Annotated in this window: 15 protein-coding genes; 14 read left to right on the forward strand and 1 reads right to left on the reverse strand. The window is 45.0% G+C overall.

Annotation, left to right across the window (positions count from 1 at the left end; all coding sequences use genetic code 11):
- The first annotated feature begins 100 nt into the window (after positions 1-100).
- The 4 genes from B0I21_RS10685 to B0I21_RS10700 are packed head-to-tail and all read left to right on the forward strand — an operon-like array spanning position 101 to position 3,966.
- On the forward strand, positions 101-1,648 hold the full coding sequence (locus tag B0I21_RS10685; protein WP_133640471.1) for an ArnT family glycosyltransferase: 1,548 nt from the start codon (positions 101-103) through the stop codon (positions 1,646-1,648).
- Between the two features lie 12 nt (positions 1,649-1,660).
- Positions 1,661-2,596, forward strand: a complete 936-nt coding sequence (locus B0I21_RS10690) for an NAD-dependent epimerase/dehydratase family protein (RefSeq protein ID WP_133640472.1) — start codon at positions 1,661-1,663, stop codon at positions 2,594-2,596.
- 4 nt (positions 2,597-2,600) lie between these two features.
- On the forward strand, positions 2,601-3,353 hold the full coding sequence (locus B0I21_RS10695) for a glycosyltransferase (protein ID WP_133640473.1): 753 nt from the start codon (positions 2,601-2,603) through the stop codon (positions 3,351-3,353).
- Positions 3,340-3,966 (forward strand): lipid-A-disaccharide synthase N-terminal domain-containing protein, encoded by a 627-nt coding sequence (locus B0I21_RS10700; RefSeq protein ID WP_133640474.1) that lies wholly within the window; start codon positions 3,340-3,342, stop codon positions 3,964-3,966. Before B0I21_RS10695 ends, B0I21_RS10700 begins: the two co-directional genes overlap by 14 nt.
- 39 nt (positions 3,967-4,005) lie before the next feature.
- On the opposite strand, the gene B0I21_RS10705 is transcribed toward B0I21_RS10700, so the two are convergent.
- The gene (locus B0I21_RS10705; protein WP_133640475.1) at positions 4,006-4,326 is read right to left on the reverse strand and encodes a hypothetical protein; all 321 of its coding nucleotides are present in this window, start codon (positions 4,324-4,326) and stop codon (positions 4,006-4,008) included.
- A 190-nt stretch (positions 4,327-4,516) separates the two neighbouring features.
- On the opposite strand from B0I21_RS10705, the gene B0I21_RS10710 reads away from it, so the two are divergent.
- From B0I21_RS10710 to soxC, 10 genes are all read left to right on the forward strand, one after another.
- Complete coding sequence (locus B0I21_RS10710) at positions 4,517-7,771, forward strand: TonB-dependent receptor (RefSeq protein WP_133640476.1); 3,255 nt, start codon at positions 4,517-4,519, stop codon at positions 7,769-7,771.
- Between the two features lie 250 nt (positions 7,772-8,021).
- Positions 8,022-8,396: a response regulator gene (locus B0I21_RS10715; protein WP_133640477.1), complete on the forward strand. Its 375-nt coding sequence runs from the start codon at positions 8,022-8,024 to the stop codon at positions 8,394-8,396.
- Positions 8,397-8,693: 297 nt separating this feature from the next.
- Complete coding sequence (locus B0I21_RS10720; RefSeq protein ID WP_133640478.1) at positions 8,694-10,895, forward strand: mechanosensitive ion channel family protein; 2,202 nt, start codon at positions 8,694-8,696, stop codon at positions 10,893-10,895.
- A 384-nt stretch (positions 10,896-11,279) separates the two neighbouring features.
- The gene (locus B0I21_RS10725) at positions 11,280-12,341 is read left to right on the forward strand and encodes a TlpA disulfide reductase family protein (RefSeq protein ID WP_133640479.1); all 1,062 of its coding nucleotides are present in this window, start codon (positions 11,280-11,282) and stop codon (positions 12,339-12,341) included.
- Between the two features lie 392 nt (positions 12,342-12,733).
- Entirely contained in the window at positions 12,734-15,769 is a 3,036-nt protein-coding gene (locus B0I21_RS10730) for a SusC/RagA family TonB-linked outer membrane protein (RefSeq protein ID WP_133640480.1), read from the forward strand.
- A 4-nt stretch (positions 15,770-15,773) separates the two neighbouring features.
- Positions 15,774-17,111: a RagB/SusD family nutrient uptake outer membrane protein gene (locus B0I21_RS10735; protein WP_133640481.1), complete on the forward strand. Its 1,338-nt coding sequence runs from the start codon at positions 15,774-15,776 to the stop codon at positions 17,109-17,111.
- Between the two features lie 9 nt (positions 17,112-17,120).
- Positions 17,121-18,467 (forward strand): hypothetical protein, encoded by a 1,347-nt coding sequence (locus B0I21_RS10740; protein ID WP_133640482.1) that lies wholly within the window; start codon positions 17,121-17,123, stop codon positions 18,465-18,467.
- Between the two features lie 28 nt (positions 18,468-18,495).
- Positions 18,496-20,145, forward strand: a complete 1,650-nt coding sequence (locus B0I21_RS10745; protein ID WP_208292322.1) for a hypothetical protein — start codon at positions 18,496-18,498, stop codon at positions 20,143-20,145.
- On the forward strand, positions 20,123-20,752 hold the full coding sequence (locus B0I21_RS10750; protein WP_243836040.1) for a c-type cytochrome: 630 nt from the start codon (positions 20,123-20,125) through the stop codon (positions 20,750-20,752). The genes B0I21_RS10745 and B0I21_RS10750 overlap by 23 nt, the downstream gene beginning before the upstream one ends.
- 5 nt (positions 20,753-20,757) lie before the next feature.
- Positions 20,758-22,005, forward strand: coding sequence for a sulfite dehydrogenase (gene soxC, locus B0I21_RS10755; protein ID WP_133640483.1), 1,248 nt, complete (start codon positions 20,758-20,760; stop codon positions 22,003-22,005).
- The last annotated feature ends 10 nt before the right edge of the window (positions 22,006-22,015 follow it).

Raw genomic sequence — 22,015 nt, forward strand, 5'->3', positions numbered from 1 at the left:
ACTCGCAGTTTTTTGGATTTGTTTTGATGTTTCTTTATTTTCGGATAAACTAATAGTGTTTGGTTTAGCCCCTTGAAAAGGCGATGTTTACTTTATTTTAATGAAATACACGTATTTTCTACTGTTTCTGCTAGCATTGCTGCCTTCGTTTATTACGCGTGATTTTACACCCGATAATGAGCTGCGATATCTCAGTATAGCAAATGAAAACCTGGCTGTGCAGCGCTATTTCGCCTTTTTGCACCATGGTGTTGCTTATGCCGACAAACCGCCGCTTTACTTATGGTTGGTGATGCTCGCAAAAAAAGTGCTGGGGCAGCATCACCTATTTTTATTAGGTTTATTTTCTGTGCTCCCGGCTTTAGGGATCATTTACACCCTAGATCGTTGGGTGGCCGCGCACCTATCTGCTTCATGGCGCTTGATGGCGCCATGCATATTGTTTTCCAGTATTTTTTATATGGGCGGCGCTGCAGTGCTGCGCATGGATATGCTAATGACGATCTTTATTGTATTGGCGCTCCATACATTTTACCGCATTTATATAGGCGAAATCCCGATCAGAAAGGGGCAATGGATATTCGGGATATTCATTTTCCTAGCGATTTTCACCAAAGGCCCAATGGGAATCATTATTCCGCTTTTGTCATCGCTGGTCTTTTTATTGATTAGCCGTAAACTACGCACGTTTTCAAGGTATTGGAGCTGGCGCACCCTGCTCGTTATCGTGATGCCCTGTATCATCTGGTTTTACTTCGTGTGGTTGGAAGGAGGATATCGCTATCTCGAAAATTTACTGTTTCATCAAACCGTAGATCGCGCCGTCGATGCATTCCACCACAAGCGACCATTCTATTTTTATGGGATAAGCATTTGGTATGTTTTGGCGCCATGGTCATTGACGCTATTTGCTATATATGGGCAAGCGGTGAAAAACAAAATTCGCTTATCTAGTCTTGAAACATTCTTTGCCGTTGTTTCCATTAGCACACTGATATTTCTATCTTTTGTTAGCTCAAAGGTCGATATTTATTTGCTTCCTTGTTTACCCTTTCTGGTGTATTTAGCCGCGCTGTTACAAGCGCGGATGAAAGAAACGAGGTTTCTACGATTTTGTCTTGCCATTCCTGCGCTAATATTAGCCCTGGCTGCACCAGTCCTGTTCTTCGTGCCATCGATAGCACCGGTTGCTTATACGCTACCTGTACTACTTTGCTGTGGATTGTTAAACCTGACAGGAATTGTAGCTTTATATTTTATTGTTTTTAGCCGTACGATGAAACGGAGTGTGTTAACCCTAAGCGGCGGGATGTTAGCCACGGTATTCGTCGCCGGCTGTTTTGTCGGCAAATACAATGGCGAATTAGGATATGGCGCTTTAGCGGCTGCCGGTAAGAACCTGAACGCATCGCATGCTCCTCGATGTTATATAAGTTTAGAGATAAAGCGATCTGAAAATATGGATGTTTACCTTGATGCACCGGTCGTATCCGTTTCCAAAGAAACCGTCCTTAGCGGGCAATACAAGGGTTGTATATTGTTCTTAAATCATAAAAGGACCGAGGCTGATAAATCCTTTCAGGAATATCTGCATGGCATGCCAAATACAGTTGTAGCAACGAACGCTGCGTATAAATTAACGCATTAGAAATCTTAAGGTATGAAAATACTAGTAACCGGCGTTGCCGGATTTATAGGCTCTCATCTTGCGGAGGCTTTTTTGGATCGGGGATATGATGTCACGGGAATAGACAATATTTCTTCATTCTATTCCAAGGATCAGAAGCTGCTTAATCTGCGCTTGCTCAAAGAGAAAGGTTTGAAATTTATCGAGATGGACCTGTCGCGCATGCAAGATCCGATACCGCAGGGCTATGCGTATATTTTTCACCTCGCGGCACAGCCTGGCCTGGACCAAGCCTGTGTTTTTGAAGATTATGTTCGCAATAACATCATAGCCACCGAGAACCTAATTTCGTTTGCCAAGGGTTCTCCCACACTGAAGCTTTTTGTTAACGTAAGCACGTCCTCTGTCTATGGTTTAAATGCAACACAATCGGAAGAGTCTGTCGTGCGTCCTATATCCTGGTACGGCATCACCAAAAGTGCCGCGGAGCAACTTGTGCTCGCTGCACATGCCAACGGATATGTCCAGGCTTGCTCGTTAAGGCTCTATTCGGTATATGGTCCGCGAGAACGGCCGGATAAGCTATATAGTAAATTAATCTCCTGTGGTTTAAGAAATTCAGAATTTATGCTCTATAAGGGCAGCCTAGAACACAGCCGTAGTTTTAGCTATATCGACGATATCATTCGTGGAATTATCGCGGTACTAGGCAAGGAAGATCTCGTTTCCGGCCAAATTATCAATATTGGTAATAATGAATCTTATTCTACCAGACAAGGCATTGAAATGGTAGAAAAGCTTATAAAAAAACGTATTAAGGTCAGAGAGGTTTCAGAGCGTCCGGGCGATCAACAGCAAACGGCGGCGGTAATCGACAAAGCGAATTCCTTACTCGGCTTTGTACCTCAGATATCGTTATCAGAGGGTTTGCACCGGCAGCTTTTATGGACCTTAAAAACGCTAGCGTAATATCATGGATGTATTAACTGGAAGTGATCGGAAACAAACGGCAGCCCTATTTACTATTATCGTTCCGATTTATAATGAAGTAGCTGGGCTGGAACGTCTCTACATCAGTTTATCGGAATATCTCGAAATGGCTTTGGTAGAAACACGTGTACTTTTTGTGGACGATGGGTCAACGGATGGAAGTCAACAAAAAATAAAGTGTGTGTGTGCACAAAACAATCGCTTTTCCTTTCTTTTCTTGGACAAGAATTACGGATTAAGCGCTGCAATAAAGGCGGGCTTTGATCATGTCGATACACTGCTCGTTGGCTACATTGATGCCGATCTGCAAACGAATCCAGAGGATTTTAATGTACTACTGCCGCACATGAACGATTACGAAATCGTAACGGGGCTTAGATCCAAGAGGGAAGACTCTTTTTCGAAAAGATTTTCTTCACGTTTTGCCAATAAGTTTCGCCGTCTATTTACCAACGATGGTGTGGATGATACCGGATGTCCGTTGAAGATTCTCAAAACGGATATTGCCCAAGCGATCCCCATGTTTTCGGGACTTCATCGTTTTCTTCCTGCAATGGTTATCTTACAAGGCGGGAAGGTGTTACAGATACCCGTAAGACATTACCCTAGGATTTCCGGGGAATCAAAATTTAATACCTGGAATCGTCTCTTAGGGCCGCTGGCCGATTGCTTCGCCTACCTCTGGATGAAACGTAAGTATATATCGTATCGGATAGGAGAGCATGGACCAAAATAGTATATGGGTATTGCTGCTAGGTGCCCTCGCTCAGCTGTTATTTTCCAGTAGATTAATTGTGCAATGGATCCTGACCGAGAAGCAACGCCGCGTGGTTACGCCGGCCCTATTTTGGGAGCTAAGTTTATTGGCATCCATCCTGTTATTTTATTATGGATATCTACGCGATGATTTCTCGATTATGCTGGGGCAGGTGCTGACGTATTACATTTATATTCGGAATATGGATTTGCAGGGACATTGGAAAAAAATCTACTTCCCATTGCGGATCATCATATGCTGCATTCCGGCGCTATTTATTGTTTTCGGGTATAACAATGGAATCTATGACCGAGCCAAGCTCTTCGATCACGAGCATATCGCACGTCCACTATTGATTTTAGGTATTGTTTCACAGATGCTATTTACCCTCCGTTTTGTTGTGCAATGGCTTGTTTCCGAATCTAAAAGACGATCAGTACTTCCATACGCATTTTGGGGAATAAGCTTAATAGGGTCGATGGCCATTCTACTATACGCCGTTCTGAGAAAAGATCCGGTGCTTTTTTTTGGTCACATTTTCGGAGCCTTCGTATATAGTCGCAACTTATATATAATACGCCGTCAGGCCTGATGGTTTTCTTGGCTCAGTACGGAGTCTACCAAACTGTGTTTAAAAATTTTTAGTGTTGATCAATACCTCCCGGATCAGAAAATAGCAGGGAGAGTCTTGACTATTGATTTTCTTTAGCTCACGCAGTGCCGGCGACAATATCTTCGTACGCACATCTCGATGCACCTTCTCGTATTGTCCAGTCATCACAGTTAGCTCTTCGATCAGCTGCTCGTATCGTTTAAAGGTTTGTAGTAGCATGTCTAAACTTTCTTCAATAGCTTTCTCCCCATCGATTAGCGTTTCGTGCTTAGCTATCTCCTTAAGATTTTGTAGTCCCTCCACCAGCAATCGATGTTGTTTTACACGTATACCCTTCATAAATACTAGTTAAAAAACAAAGATATGACCTGCGGGTATGGATCCATATTAGAGAATAATTAGAATTTAATTAAAGTATTATTAAATAACTATTATGAGTAACAAAATTTAGTTTAGTGATAAAATTAACATGAAGCACATGATTAGTTAACATACGTGTTTCATCTTTGTGCATAATTATTATGATCAGATGAAAAGGTTAAATTGTTTTTTATTATTTGCGATACTGATAGGGGTATACACGCCGACCTACGCGCAGATTACGAGTTCGACATTATCCGGACGTATTGTAGACGCTGAAGGGCAGTCGCTCGCCGGCGTTACTATCGAAGCGCTGAACAACGGTACTGGCGCCAAATACACAGCATCTTCGAACGCGGATGGGCGTTTTACTATGGCTAATTTAAATCCCGGCGGCCCTTATACTATCCAAGCCTCCTTTATTGGGTATAAAACCGATAAGGTATTAAACCTCAATCTAGGGCTGGGTGCAAGCACTGTAAACTTCGTGCTGACGGCAGAAAGTTCGATGATGGAAGAAGTGGTCGTGAGCCGGCAGAACCCATCGCGAAGCAGGGGCGGCCATCGCATCAATGAGAAGATGATTAAAGAAATGCCTTCTATAAATAGAAGTTTACAAGATTTTACACGAACCACACCGCAAAGTGCTAACAACTCTTTTTTAGGCACGAACTTTCGTTACAACAACGTAACGCTGGATGGCGCGATAAACAACGACGCGATTGGGTTCAGTCCATCTCTCGGTGGACAGGGCAACACCTCGGGTCAACCCGGAAGTAGTACAAGAACAAACCCTGTATCGATGGATGCTATCCAAGATATTCAGGTGTACCTTGCCCCATTTGATGTTAAAATAGGTAATTTCTTGGGCGGAAGCATTAATGCTGTTACCAGAAGCGGATCAAATGATGTATCGGGCTCCGTGTATGGTTTTGGCAGAAACGCAGCAATAACGGGTCGAAACCGAGCCGGCGACAATACGAAACTACCGTCATCGTTCTACGAATACCAAACGGGTTTCCGCTTGGGTTTTCCGATCATCAAGAACAAGTTGTTTTTCTTTACGAATGAGGAGATCACCCGGCGCCAAGATCCCGTGATCCTGTCAGCAGGGTCGGCTGATATGCCTATACTGACTGAAGGGCAGGCTCGCCAAATCAGTGATCATTTTCGTACGGCGTATGGTCTTGATGCCGGTACGTACGGAAATTATACGACCTATTCTCGATCTAACAAGTTTTTTAACCGCTTAGATTGGATAATAAATGATCAACATCATTTGTCGATTCGTAATAACACGATAACATCACAGGCAACAAATCTCGAACGCGATCAACAGAATTTCAGGTTCGGTGGTATAGACTTCCAGCAGGTCAATAACCAGAACTCCACAGTTGCCGAACTCAAAAGCCGCTTTAACAATGCGCTGTCGAATAGTTTCATTATTGGGTATTCCAGCATACATGATTACCGTAGGCCACTGTCAGACCCGGCTATTGCACAGATTGAAATTGCGTCAAACAGAGGAACAATTTTCTTAGGGACGGATCGAGAGGCCAGCATATTTGATATGCGACAAAAGACTTTTGAATTAACCAATAACTTTACTTGGATACGAGGAAACCACAATTTTATCTTCGGAACACACAATGAATTTTATAATATTGGTTATGGTTTTGTCAATGCGTGGAACGGTCGTGTTTCCTACGGAAGTATAGACGAATTTCTAAACAACCAGCCTAATCGTGTGCGAACCAATTTTAATTATGCAAACAACAGCCGTGAACATATCCTTGCCAATCCACCGGCGGAGTTCCGGGTGAACCTATACAGCTTATACGTGCAGGATGAAATCCAGATAGGCGATAAGCTGAAACTATCACCCGGATTGAGATTTGATATGGCTGATATGCCAAACAAGCAAGCTTTAAGTAGTAAAACCAGCAACGCACCTACAGATCCCTTATACGGCACCACCTTTACCTACACGCGTCCGAACGCCATTAGAAATAATTTCTTAGGACAAGTACAGGTGTCGCCCCGATTGGGCTTCAGTTTCGATATGCATGGAGACCAACGCTTGCCGTTGAGGGGTGGTACAGGTGTGTTTACCGGACGCATACCTTTCGCTTGGTTAGGTTATGCCTATTACAATAACGGAGATAGTTATGGCGCTTTTGACAGGCGGTATAGCTATACGCGGCAAAATCCGGCTCTGCCGGCCCCAGACAGCGATCCAATCCAGGATGCATTGACTGGTAACGGCGCGGCGGGCTTTGTGGAAAGGCAAAGCGTGAATGTAAATGATGCAAATGGAGCCACCCAAGTAGACTTGATCGATAATAATTTTAAAATGCCACAGGCCTGGCGAAGCAGCTTAGCATTTGATTATACCACCGAAGATCAATGGAAGTTCACGATAGAAGGCATTTATACAAAGGTGATTCATGATCTTCAGTTCAAGTTTATCAACCTGAAGGACAACCCAATTTATATGCCATATGATACGGAACAACAGCAACCCATCTATCAACCTGTTGACGGCTCGCGCGCAATTAACCCACTATACACAAATGCGTACTTGCTAACAAATACAGATAAAGGTTATCGATACAGCCTTACGGGACAGGTGTCCAAATCCTTTGCTTCAGGCCTCGACATCTTTGCTGCTTACACCTATGGAAAATCAAAAGACATAACCAATGGCATCCGAAATTCGATGGAGTCCAATTGGCAGCTGAACCAAGCCCTCAATCCGAATGATCCTGCATTGGCTTATTCCAATTTTGATATCCGCCATCGCCTTGTTTCCACTGTGAACTATCGTAAAGACTGGGGCGGTAATGGGCGCCTCATCTCTAGCTTCTCGCTGTTTTTTACGGCACAATCTGGTTTGCCTTACTCGCTTGGGTTTGTAAATAGCGTGATAAATGGTTCGGCGCAAAATGTAAGCTTGGTGTATATTCCAAACGTTGGGGAAACAGCCAATTTCTTTGCGCAGACGGAAGATGGTATCAACCAAGCAGCAGCGTTTGATGCCTACATCGATGGAAATAACTACCTATCAAGACGTCGTGGGCAATTTACCGAACGGAATGGCGCTCGTACACCTTGGAATTATCAAGCTGATTTCCGATTTACTCAAGACTTTAATATAAAGCGTGAAGGCAAACGTCCGCATACACTTACCTTTACCTACGATATTATTAATTTGACCAATCTGCTGCACAAAAATTGGGGTATTCAGTATTTTTCACCAAATACGTTTAACTCCACGTCGAGTGTCGGCTTACGGCAGGTTACCGCAGGTACAGCGACGACCTATCCGGTATACGCCTTCGAACAAGATAATAACGTTGGTTATGCCCGGGACTTTTTCGCATCGCGATGGCAAATGCAATTTGGGCTTCGCTACAGTTTCTAGATAGCGCACCGCAACAGCATGTCGCAAATAGGAGGTCCGCTGTCCTCATTTCAGTACAACGTGCATTTGTCAACTGCACGTTGTATTATTTTAAACCATGAAACATGCTTATTTCGGTAAATAAAAAGTATATTAATGTGTGTTTAATATTTTATTTCTCTGCGGTATGTACGGTATTTAAGTGTTACAACAGGAAATTAACCTTTTTTGGTGTTATTGTTGCTATGCTAGATACAAGCATGTATTTTAAATGGGAGAGAATATTGTATTCGTTTGCGACGACGATACGGGCATATCAGATATGCTTGCCCTTATTATAGAAAGTACGGGTATCCCTGTATATGTTGAAAACAATAGCACCGTATTGTACGAGAAGCTTCAAGAAGTAAAACCAAGGGTTTTGATAATTGATTTGTGGATGCCCGTGCTTTCCGGAGACCAGATCATTCGCCAGCTACGGGCTGATCGATCATTCGACGATTTATACATTGTCTGTATCTCAGCGAGTATGCATGGCGAAAAAACAGCGATGGACGCGGGAGCCAATCGCTTCATTGCCAAGCCCTTTGATATTGCCGATATTATTTCCGTGATATCGGGAGAACTTCCATCGGCATATGCGTGATTTGCTAAATTGGTGTAAAGCGTAGCGTATAAGCGCGATATCTGCTAGCGTGGTGCTTTTTTTGTTTTGAATATGACCTAGTGGCGCTAAGGGCTGCTCATCGGCCGCTTATTTTCCTAGTATTGCACCTGATAAAATACGCGACTTTACTATCGGGACTGGTGTATCGGCTACCATGTTTTAGGTCTGTAAATAAGGAGCATAACCGCTGTCAATCCCTGTGCGGTGTTACCTATGATCCGACTTTAGCGGCTAACAGAAAAAAACCTTTGACAAATCTTACCGTTATATGATGGTATGGTTGATAAACATGTAAATTTTACGGCAGGGATTCGGTTATTGATCGTTTTGATATGGGCAATGCCGTTTAGACTAAGCGCACAGATTCAAGACTCTATTGAACAACATAATAAGCTGGAGCAACTGCAGGAACGAAGGGTGCAGGTTCAGGAATGGTCAATCCTGGTTGATCGCGTATCTCAGCAAGTGGATAGTACGAAGCGTTTAATCTCCTGGAGCCGAACCCGACCCGATTCGCTGCAACTGGATAGTGCGCTGCGTATATTGGCCGTAAAGAAGAAAGATATCAGCAGTTTGGCGGAAACCATCAAGTCTGCGCGTACCGTATGGCTTTCTGAGCAACGGGCACCAGCCAGTCTGGATAGCAACTTGGTAGAAGATTTAGCCGCTAATGATTCCATCAGGCAGGCATTCTCCGGAGCGAGAGATAGCTTGGATCGTATGGAAAGCACGTTAAAACGATTGCTGACAGATGTTCTCTACCTCGAAGAATCGGCTGGAAGGCAACGCGAAGAAGTAGCGGCAACGGCCGTTGATTCGGCGATCTCGGAAATTATTCCTGTGCCGCGTCGCGTGATCAAGACTGTGCGCACAAACATGGGAAGAGATGGCTCTTCGACTGCTTTTTTCGACTATCCGGCATGGAGCAGTCGGATATTTTTAATCTTGATCAGCTTACTTTATTTCTATTGGATGTTTCGCTTAGGGCGAGAAACAGATCAAGAAGGGGAGGAGCTGCGTTTACACCGGAACGATCCTGTCTGGATTCCCCTATTAAAATGCAGTATCTTTTTTCTTATCCTGCTGCCCTTTGTTACATTTACCGTCCCGGTGCTCGTATTGGAATTTAGCTATTTCCTCATCTTCATATTTTTATACATCATTTTATTTAAAGAGCTGAGCACGTTCAAGCGGAGGGCCCTGCACTTCGTATTTCTGTATTATGTCTTACTCATCGTGTCAAATTTATTGCTCTCGGAGCTCTGGTGGAGCCGTATTTTTGCTATGCTGGCCAATTTATCGGGAATAGCGTTGGTGTACCTTATGGGCCGCCGGACAGATGTCGACAATCCCGTGGGTTACCTGCATCGCTATGCCCGGGTACTGATTATGTTGGGGCATTTGCTGGCGATCGTTCTGAATGCCGTTGACTATATCTCCGTATCGCGAATGTGGAGTTTGGCGACAGGTATTGGTTTTTTACAAGCCATGTCGTTACGGGCTTTTCGGGATATGATATTGCATGACTTAGCAAAGCAATACGAGCGCGCCAAAGCGGAGACAGTGTTTAGACGTTTTGATTTGAAGAAGATGTTAAGCAGTGTGGATCGGCTGATTCGCTTGCTATGTGTCGCCTTGATTGTTATTGTATTTATCAATAATCTGCACATCACCAGAGAAGCAGGAGCTTTTTTTGAAAAATTGCTGACGACAAACCACAAAGTGGGCAGCATCACCTTCACTTATGGCGATCTATTATTAGCCATTGCCGTGGTTTGGATAGCAAACTGGCTACAAAAGAATTTAAAAAACCTAGTCAACGATCCTGCAAATGATGAATTACACGCGCGAAAGATGACTCTCTTTCCTTTGTTCCGTTTACTCATTTTTGTCATCGGCTTTCTTATGGGGATTAGCATTTTAGGTTTGGGGTTGGATAAACTGACGGTCATCATAGGCGCGTTGAGTGTGGGTATTGGTCTGGGCATGCAAAACATTATCAACAATTTCGTATCTGGAATAATTCTGGTTTTCGAAAAGCCGTTCAAGATTGGAGATTATGTAGAGTTGGCAGATAAAAAAGGACAAGTGATGCAGATCGGTATTCGATCAAGCACCTTGTTAACCGATCAAGGAGCACGCGTTATCATACCGAATGGCGATCTGCTATCGGGGCGTCTAGTCAACTGGACGTTCTCGGATTCCGATATCCGAATGAACATGCAACTCACCGTAGAAAATAAAGGAAGCATTGATGCGATCAAAAAGCAAGTCGAGGATAAGTTGCGAACATTTAATGAGGTAGATTTAAGTATTCCTATCAAGGTATTGACCAAAGACGTTACTGCAGACAACTATGTGCTTACGGTTCAGGTTGGTATTAAGCATATACGCTACATTGAAAAGTTTAGAGGGCAATTTCTGGAAGCACTAAAGGAAGATCTGGACGGCCAGGAGATAAAGATTTCATCGAGCTAGCACATGCCATTACATAGGCAATGCTAGAAGCTAGTTTCAGCGCTACTTACACCCGTGAGTGGCGCACTTTTTTATTCATCAAATAAAATCTATAGAATTAATAGACTTTTGATTTTAATCGCTATATTCGCATCAATAATCGTCTCCGAATTGTCGGGGAACCTAGCGCTATAAAACGTAATACAATCACATGAGCAAGCTGAATCCAGTTCTTCCAGACCACCGCAAGGCGTGTAAACAATACCATAACACAGCTTTTTACCGAATGCGCTAGCGCGCATGCCAACTCGATTCAACAGCAAAAAACCTATGCTGCCCGCACACATCATCTCAGGAACGCCTTGATCAAATTTTCAAAAATGTACTCGTTAAATCACTACCGTTATGAAATATAAATTTTTATTTACCCTATCAACTGCCCTTGCTGCTACCCTATGCAGTTACGGTCAACAGCAAACCGCCTTAGATCTTTCTGGAACCGTAAACAATCCTAGAAACGGCACGATATACCTGCAGCGATATGATAATAAAGTCTATCGGCTTGTTGACTCCGCCAAAATCGAAAATGGAAAATTTCACTTCTCAAGCGCTGTACCACTTCCCGAACTTTATGCACTCAGTACGGACGTCGAGGCCACCCCGCTTCCCGTATTTTTGGAAAACACAGCCATACAGGTAGCGATAGATGGAGACGCAAATAGTCCTCGATTGGAGGTTCGCGGTTCAAAGGCACAGGCGCACTTTGAAGATTTTCGCGAAAATTCCCGCAAGCTAAGTGCAGAGGAGTTTATCAAACAAGATCCGGCGTCTATTGTAGCGGCGTATGCACTTTTCCGCAACTATTCGTATTCGCTATCACCTGAAGAGATTGAACGGCATCTCGACTTGCTATCACCCGCACTCCATGAAACGCAGTATGTGAAGATATTGCGCGATCTGGTACAAAAGCAGCGTGCTGTTGCTATCGGTAAGAAAGCGCCAGATTTTGTCTCTAAAGATACGGAGGGCAAGGAAGTCCGTTTTCTTGACCATGTAGGTAAAGGCTATGTCTTGCTTGATTTTTGGGCGGCCTGGTGTCCCCCTTGCCGAAAGGAAAATCCAAATGTCGTGGCAGCCTTTGAGCAGTATAGCAAGCAAGGCTTCTCTGTATTTGGTGTGTCTTTGGATAAAAAACAATCTGCCTGGTTAAAAGCAATAGCAGATGATGGTCTGCACTGGACACAAGTGTCAGACTTAGCCTTTTGGGATACCGCAGCCGCGGCCTTATATGGCGTACGATTTATTCCAAGCAATTTCCTAATTGCGCCGGATGGCACCATCGTTGCGAAAAACATCAAGGGGAAGGAGCTTCAACAAAAGTTAAAAGAAATCTATGGCGCAGGATCAACGAGTACGGGCGAGTATGCAGGCCTTGGCCACGAAAGAGATGGTAGCCTACGGAAGTAAGTAAGGAGGTACCGGGAGGGGCAGATTTACTATTCTCAAATCTTCTCGGGCAAAAAAAATAAAAGAATAATAAAAAAGACTACTAATATAGTCGTCTTTTTTTATTATGTTTGTATCAGCATTAGCCACAAGGCTATAGTGATCCTGCAAAATGGGCACTTTAACTCAAAAAAAACCACCATGAAAAGAAGTATGAACCCTTTCATTCCCTACAAGCAATGTGTTTTAAGCGATAAACAGTTTGTTGTATCGGGACGAATGTGTAGCTGTATGTAATTTCTCTCTCTCTAAATAATTAGTAAGGGGAGGCACAGCTTCCCCTACTAATGTATACTTAGCAAGTAATCAATTGGCGTTGGCACTTGTAGTTATCACTATTAAATTGTTTTTGTATGAAAAAAACGGAACTATCAAAGTATGGTATACTTTGTATATTGTTCACCTGTATACTATTTGCTCAGTTATCACTGGCGCAGGTAGAAACAAAACCCATTATTAACGCGACTTTGCAAGGGGTCGTAGTAGATGAGGAAACGCAACAACCTATTGAGGGCGTTACCATTCAGCTGGAAGCCGTCACGCATAGCGTGAAAACGGATGAAAAAGGGCGCTTTCAATTTGTTACGGGTCAAAAATTACCCTTTACCTTGCTGCTTTCCTATGTAGGTTACGAACCGCAACGGATCGTTATCAATACATCGCCCGCGCTCATCAAGCTGAAACGTTCTTCGGAAGACTTGGATGAGGTTGTCGTCGTCGGTTACACCACTGTAGAAAAGAAAAACCTTATAGGGTCGATCGAGAAAGTTCCATTAAAGGAAGTAAGCAGTATTCCGACCGGGAGTTTCGACGCACAACTACAGGGAAAGGTAGCCGGTATGCAGGTAGCTACCAATACCGGCGTGCCCGGTGAGGCGTTGAACATCCGGCTTCGTGGCGCCACCTCGATCAATGCGAATAACAATCCACTGTACGTCATTGACGGGGTCTTTGTCAATTCAGAAAGCCTTCAGACCATTAATAGTGGCGGAAAAGCAACATCGCCCATCGCAGATCTTAATCCATCGGACATTGAGTTCGTGGAAGTGCTTAAGGACGCGGAAGCGACAGCCCTTTATGGATCAAGAGGGGCGAATGGCGTTATTTTAATTACGACCAAACGCGGTAAAAATGGTCAATCGACAAAGGTCGATGTGAACCTCTATAGCGGAAGGGCAAAAGCCGCTAAGCTTTGGGATCTCACTACAGGCGAGGAGCATGCGCTATTGGTCAACGAATACAACCGCAACATTGGTCGCCCTGAGCCTTTTACCGCCGTTACGGAGGGTGGTCGGGGGCTGCCGTCGGAACAGCAAACGTACGATCGCCTTTCGGAAGCCTTTCGTACGGCAGGCGTACATAACGCCGATATAGCCCTCTATGGGGGCAGTGACAATACCGCTTATTACCTCAGTAGTGGTTATAACAAACAGGAGTCTATTCTTCGGCCGATTTCCTTTGATCGGTCGAGCTTTCGCTTCAACCTAGATCAGAAGGTAAACGACAAAATAAAGGTCGGGTCGAGCAACTCGATTAGTCGTACCGGTCGCAATCAGGGGCGGGCAGGCGATGGCCCGCAAGGTGGAATCTTACAGGCTGCATTGCATACACCTACCTACTTATCGCCCTACAATGAACAAGGGGTGTTGGTTGGTCGAGCTGGTTTTGATAACTTAACTTTATTGCTTGATAATTACGATGTCGGTTCCGTCAGTCTCCGCTACATCGGCAATCTGTACGGCGAATACCAGTTATCGCCATCTTGGCGATTTCGTTCAACATTTAGTGTAGATTATAATCAATATGATGAGCATGAGTATTGGAACAACCTACTAATTGCGGGTAGCCCGGATGGCTTGGCCACTTCAGCAATCGGTCAGGCGACAACGTGGATCAACGAACAAACACTTACCTACCGAAAAAAAATTGCCGGAGTGCATACCTTGGGATTACTCGTCGGGAATACCCTGCAAGGATCAACGTTTTCGCTTACCTCGGCTACAGGCAGGGGCTTTGCCACGAATGACTTTACGTTGATCAGCGCCGCGGCAAACTCGACGAGCACGCAGGATTGGGACAAATACAAGCTTGCCTCGTTCTTTGGACGGGTAGACTATGCTTTTGATGACCGCTACTTAATTGATTTCTCGCTGCGTGCGGATGGCTCCTCGAAATTCAACAAGGGCTATCAATGGGGATATTTCCCTGCCGTAGGGGTCGCTTGGCGACTGAACAAAGAAGGTTTTTTGCAAGACCTAAGCTTTATAAACGACCTTAAAATACGAAGTAGCTACGGCATCACAGGCAACCAAAATGGCATTAATTCCTTCGCTTCACGACAATTATGGTCTGGTGTTAACACAGCCTACCAAGGGCTTCCCGGTATCATACCCGAGCAGCTGGCCAATCAGCAGTTAAGCTGGGAAAAAACCGCGCAGTTTAACATCGGTTTGGATGCTGCCCTGCTCAAAAATAGGTTGTCATTTGCGCTGAATTATTACTACAAATACACGAAAGATGGTTTGCTTACTGAAGTTTTACCCGGAACGACAGGCTTTGGTGAGTACTTAAACAATTCTGCTGAAATAAGTAACAAAGGTTTTGAGCTTACGCTCAATACAGTGAATATACAAAACCAAGATTTTTCATGGAGCACTTCCTTGAATGTGGCACGTAACGTTAATAACATCGAAAAATTGGCCAAGCCGATGAACTTTGGAAGTAGGGATCTCATTCTCTTTCAGGAAGGTAGCCCGATGTACTCTTTCTGGGTGTATAATCAACTGTATGTTGATGCGGCCACGGGCGACGCTGTCTACGAGGATGTAAATGGCGATGGACAAATTACGACGGACGATCGGCAGATTTTAGGCAGTATATGGCCAGACTATTTCGGCGGATTATCCAACAATTTCACCTACAAACGTTTCGACCTACAAACATTTTTAACGTTTTCCGTTGGAAATGAAGTCTACAACCACAACCGCTTTTTTGGCGAAGCTGGTGGGGCGCGGGATGCAGCACGTATTATTTTCGCATCCAATCTCGATCGTTGGCAGCAGCCGGGCGATATTACAGATGTACCGCGGTCCGATGGCGTCAACAATAATAATTACAAGGATGGCGGCGGCAGGTGGCTTGAGGATGGATCTTACCTTCGGTTCAGGACACTTAGCCTAGGCTATAATGTCGGGAGCAAGGTACTCGATCGTTTATCTATTTCAAGATTAAGGATTTACGCGCAAGCTACTAACCTATTTACGTGGACGAAATACAGCGGATTGGATCCTGAATCGGCGGCCAATGGATCGCCAAACCAACAAGGGATAGATTTAGGCACGCCGCCCCAGCCCCGGAGTTTTCAACTAGGTATCAACTTAACGCTCTAAAAAAATGATAAGACATTATTTCCTATATATAATTGTGCTCCTAGCCAGTAGTAGCTGTTCTTCCTTTCTGGAGGTTGACCCCAAGGATTCCATCTCTGGCGAAGATGTGATCCATGACCAAGCATCAGCACAGGCAGCATTAAACGGCGCATACGTAGCGCTGCGGGATTATTACAGCGTCAATTTCCAATCCATCGCCTATCTCTCTGGAGACAATGTGGAGTGGACAGGATCTCAATCACAAATCCAAGAATTTATTAACCATCGCGTCAATCCAGAGAATTCCACCATTGCAGCAACCTGGAACGGCATCTATCAATCCGTAAACAGAGCGAATAACATTATTAAGGTTTTAAGCGAAAATGACCAGCTGGGTATAGCTGAAAACGAGCGAGCACTTATTCTGGGACAAGCTTACGCCATACGTGCGCTAAGCTATTTCGACCTGCTTCGCGTTTGGGGTGGTGTGCCGTTGATCACGGAACCTACAGCGCGAGTAGGCGAGAATGCAGGGGTAGCGCGCAGCAGTAGCGATGAAACGTACGCGTTGATTTTGCAAGACTTGTCGGCTGCGGAAGAGTTGTTGCCGCAAGCGACCAACCGGTTTACTTTTACAAAGAAAACCGTATGGGCATTAAAGGCACGTTTCTACCTATATCGTGAAGACTGGACACAGGCAATAGCCTTTGCCAATCGACTTTTAACCGATGCAGACTACGAGCTTCTAAATCCCTACTACAGCTTTTTTAAAAATAATGTGACAGGCACACGAGAGTCTGTATTTGAGCTCTACTATAATGCCAATGAACTAAATCCGCACCGCGGTCAATGGCAACCACAAACGAATGGGGGAACACGGCAGTGGGCGCCAAATGCGGCTCTCGTGTCGTTGTTAACTACTCCCGCTACGGGCGGCGCCCGAAGCGAGTTGATCGCGCGCGATAATCAAAACCGTTGGTATGGTAACTTGTATTACCGCAGCCCTGCTAGCGACCCAACCTACATCGTCCGGATCGCAGAGCTCTATTTAATCCGCGCGGAAGCGAGTGCGCACACGCAAAATTTCGATCAGGCCGTCGCCGATCTCAATAAAGTGCGGGCGAGGGCACTGCTAACGCCAAAGCCCACTTCACAAAATCAAGCCGAGATCCTGCGTGCTGTAGAAGACGAACGTCGATTGGAGTTTGCTTTTGAAGCACACCGTTGGTTTGACCTGGTGCGCACCAAAAGAGCGCAAGATGTATTGGGCATTAGTGAATCGTTTCGGATCTTATTGCCTATTCCTTACAGCCAGATACTAGCAGACCCTGTTCTAGATCAAAATCCCGGTTATTCCTTTTAATCTCATGACATGATGACACAGCGAACACCTCAAATCCCACTTTATGCCCCTTGGCAACGGTATACGCTTCGTGCAGGCATACTCTTTATTCTCTTTTTAAGCTTACCCCTGCAAGCGGATTTCTATCGGACGCTCTTTGCGATAGAATGGACATATTTTATAACGGATGTATTCAATTTGCTTGTTTTTCTACCGCATTATTTTGGTGATGAGCCGCAAATCTATGATTGGTTACTTGGCCTCGGTATAGCGCTAATCGGCGCATTGTTATGGATCAAAAGGGAAGCGCCAAATGTGGAGCGGGATGCCTTATATTTTTACGTGTTGCGCATTTTCGTACGCTTTCGTTTAGCGTCAATCTTGTTTGTGGCTGGTTTCACCAAGTTTTTTGCCATTTTCGCGCCAGAACTATCACTAAGCCATCTTAATACAGGCTATGGTTATTTTGAGGATTGGAAACATTTGTACCTAAGCCTTTCTGCCGCGCCGGCGTATTTGGTCTTTTTGGGCACGGTAGAATTACTTGCCGCTGTGTTGTTACTATTCCGTCGTACATCGTTTCTAGCTACGATCATTATCATCCCATTCTATGGTAATGTGTTTCTAGCCGACATTGCTTACGGCGGTGCTTACTATCTTGCCTCGGCCTACATTGTGCTGTTGACTTTGCCTATATTTCTTTATGATATAGGCCGTTTGTCCCGGCTCGTTATCGACCTTCAAGCCACTGTTCCCGAACGTTGGGCGTTCGACTGGAAGCAAGTTGGTTGGGGGCAGTGGAAGTGGATTCCCAAGCTATTATTTGTCGTGTTGTTTGGCTTACTCGTCGGCGTGCGCTCTTTCGATATCAGCCGTACCGCAAGTTTGTATTACCCCGAAGAAAGCGGGCTCAGCAATATTGCCGGCAAATATATTGTCGAAAGCTACGTGTTGAACGGGAATCGTATCGACTTTTCGCCGACGCATAAATCGCGCTGGAAAGACGTGGTGTTTGAAAAGTGGAATACCTTAAGTGTGCGCGTAAACGACAGCATACAAACGACCACTTCCAAAGGCTTTTTGAAGCGAGAGGACGGCAAGCGTGATTATGAGTACGCCCAAGTAGGAGATCGCTTGTACTACCGATATGATACCTCTAGCGATCAGAAACAGGTCATTTTACAGAATCCAAATCCGCACTACGCGAATGATCGATATACCTTTTCCGTGACACGTCCAGACAGCAGCCGCGTTGCATTACGTGGGAAGAATGCGCAGGGCGACTCGCTCTTTGTTGAGCTTCGAAAGACGGATAAGCGTTACCTTCTTGAGGAAATTAAAAAAGAAGGACGTCGGAAACTAGGTTTTACGTTATAATTTATTCACACGCTGATTACTAATTGCTATGTTTGTACTTGAAAAAACAAGAACTGAAGCTGTTCAAGAACAGTCCGTTCATCCATCAGCCAAGCGCTGGCCGTCCTGGCAGCTACTGGCTTTCCGTATAAGCTTTGTATTCTTTATCATTATATCGATTCCCAATAATCCACTCTGGTACCAGCATGTGCTGGCCATCGATTGGCTAAACCTAGACTATCGGGATCTTTACGACATATGTCGTTTTGGCTCTGGCGTCAATTGGTTTGGCCGAACGACCTTTGGCTCCAGGCTCGAAGGGTATAGCATTTGGGTAAATACGCTGTTCTTCGCTGCGGCTGTGGGTGTGCTGTGGACCGTTGTCGCTCGGTTATTAAAAAAAGAGCGGAAAGAATACAACAAGCTGTATTATTGGTTAAACGTGGTGGTGCGCTATCGTGCTGGGCTCGGTATTATTGGATTTGGCTTTACCAAATTATTTCCGGTGCAGATGCCTTATCCGTCGCTTGGCATTTTGGATACGGATTACGGCGACTTGACAACCCAAAAAATATTTTGGCTATCGTTTGGTATTGTGCCCTGGTATCAAGTTTTTGCTGGTATTGTGGAAGTTGGAGCGGGCACCTTACTTTTCTTCCGAAAGACGGTCGCTATTGGTTCGACCTTATTAGTAGGGGCGTTAGGAGCGATTGTAGCTGTTAACTTCGCTTATGATGGCGGCGTGCATGTCTATAGCTCTTATTTTGTGCTGCTTAGTTTGTTTCTATTGGTACCCTATTTCAAGCCTTTTTATGATGTTTTTATCCGAGAACTCCCTGCTCGCGTCAACCTTTCGTTCCCCATATTTAACAGGCGTGGGCAAGTGCTCCGCTTCGGCTTAAAAGGATTAGCAATTTTTCTATTCCTAGGTGTTTTCTTTTATCTGCAATATGTAGATTTTCGATATGACCCCTACAAGCAGCCCTCAAGCAGCGGCGTTGCCGCGCTGCGGGGAAACTATCTGGTATCCGAATTTAAGATCAATGGTGTAACACGTCCCTACAATCCATATGATAGCATACGCTGGCAATCGGTAACGTTCGAAAAATGGTCTACCATGACGTTCAAGGTCAACAGGCCTTTGCAACTGGACTTATCCAATGGCGGGGGAGATCCGAAGCGTGACGTTAACCGCACATTTGAGATTTCCGGTGTTGCTGGCGGACAACGCGCGTTTCATTATTACGCTGATACGCAAACCCAAACGCTTTACTTAGAGGACAAGTACAAGTTAATTCCTGATCAACGTAATGTGACGGCGGGTGAAGGCGGGGATGGAGGCGTGAAAAATTATTTAGACCGTCTTAAAAACGATACAAAAGGACATACACCGTTGCTATCGTTAGCAGACTGGATTCCGGCCGATGTAAAAGCACGGCTAGGCGACGAGGCTACCTACGTAGCCCCACCCGCACGAACAGCGCGGCGCTTACGCGAGTTTGGAAAGGCAGATGAAATGGCGGAAAAAGAAGTTCGGCAACGTTTTATCGTATCTTACCACATACAAGACAATCAAAATAGGGTCGTGTTGACCGGCATTGATGAAAATCGCGATTCGTTGTATGTCGTACTGGATAAAGTAAAGAAGGATTATAAAATATCTCCAGGAAAATTGGATGCAGGGCAATATACTAACTAGCTTATACGCGTTTGGTCTGATGTTCCTGTCGAGCTTCTTTTTAGCGCGCTGCTCCTTCAACAAAGAAGAAACAGTAGAAATAGATAGCTTGCATGCATATCATACGAGCTGGGATGATGGTTTAGAAGATTACCGCAAGACATGGCCAGGCCGGTTCGACATGGGAAAGCCGGCCGATGCCAAATTTATAGCAAAATGGGATATCGACGTGCGTCCGGACGGCAAAGGATTACCCAAAGAAGGTGCTGGAACGGTAAAATCAGGCGCCGTGCTTTACCAGGCAAAATGTGCCGCTTGTCATGGTGTAAATGGTTATGAAGGACCCTACGACAAGCTGGTTACCGATAGCACCGGCAAAAATACCATAGGCAATTATTGGCCTTACGCCAGCACTATTTTTGATTATGTGCGTCGTGCGATGCCCTTTAATGCACCGGGTTCGTTGACCGATCAAGAGGTATATGATATAACGGCCTATCTCCTTTATAGCAATGAAATCATTAAAGCCGATGACGTGATCAATTCGGAAACACTTCCACAAATTGAAATGCCGGCGCTAAAACGATATGTCATCGACGACCGGAAGGGTGGCCAGGAAATTAGATAAAACGAATGAAAGAAAGGATACAAACGCGAACAAAACGTAGCTTACAGATCGTGGCAGGAATCATTTTGCTCGCAAGCATGGGTTTTGCTGGTTATTTTTATATACAATCTCACGAGCAGATCATCGAGCCTGATGTACCCTCGCAGATCGTAGTCGATCCCAGTAAGGTTCAGGGGCGGGCTACGGCAGAAGTGGGTTACCGATCGCCTTTCGAAAAGCCCAAAAAGCTGATTTCGACAACTTCGGCACGGACGCCGCTGCAAGATTTGTACGGCACCATTACGCCAGCAGATTTGCATTTCGAACGGCATCATGCGGGAATACCTGAAATCGATCCTGAGCAGCATGAACTCCTGATTCACGGTTTGTTGGCTAAGCCCATACGGTTGACCTTAGCCGATCTCAAGCGCTACCCCTCCGTGTCGCGTATTTGCTTTATTGAATGCTCTGGAAATTTTCGCTATGGCAAACGGGAGATGACACCGCAAGAAGTTTGCGGTTTGACCAGTCAAAGTGAATGGACGGGGGTGCTACTATCTACCATATTGAAAGATTTGGGTGTGAAATCCTCGGCCAAATGGTTTCTGGCCGAAGGCGCGGATGGCGCGTTGATGGCCCGCAGTGTTCCGCTCGAAGAAGCCCTTCCCGAAGCTATTATTGCGTACGGACAAAACGGCGAAGCTATTCGCCCGCAACAGGGCTATCCAATGCGTTTAGTGATTCCTGGCTTTGAAGGCAATACGCAGATCAAATGGTTACGACGCATTGAATTAACCGATAAGCCTGTCATGACGCGTGAGGAAACATCAAAATATACCGAAAAAATTAAAGATGGTAAGATTAGAATGTTTAGTTTAGTAATGGATGCGCGATCCATAATTACCTATCCAGCTTATCCGAAAACAATTGAGAAGGGCTGGCAGGAGATTCGCGGAATTGCCTGGAGCGGCCGCGGAAAGGTGAAGCAGGTATTGGTGAGTACAGATAATGGTGTACATTGGAATGAAGCACATATCCAGGGACCTGTCTTGGAAAAAGCACATACCGCATTCCGGTTTATGTGGAATTGGGATGGCAAACCGACCCGGATATTAAGCAAGGTCATCGACGAAACCGGATATGTGCAGCCGACATACAACGAGCTGGTCGAAGCGCGGGAGTCTAAGGGCGGTTACCATTTTAATCCGATAGTGGGCTGGGATATTGACAAAAATGGCAGCGCATACTTGGCCAAGGTAGAAGACATAAATTGATACATTTTTG

Source organism: Sphingobacterium paludis (assembly GCF_004364125.1).
Lineage (GTDB): Bacteria > Bacteroidota > Bacteroidia > Sphingobacteriales > Sphingobacteriaceae > Sphingobacterium > Sphingobacterium paludis.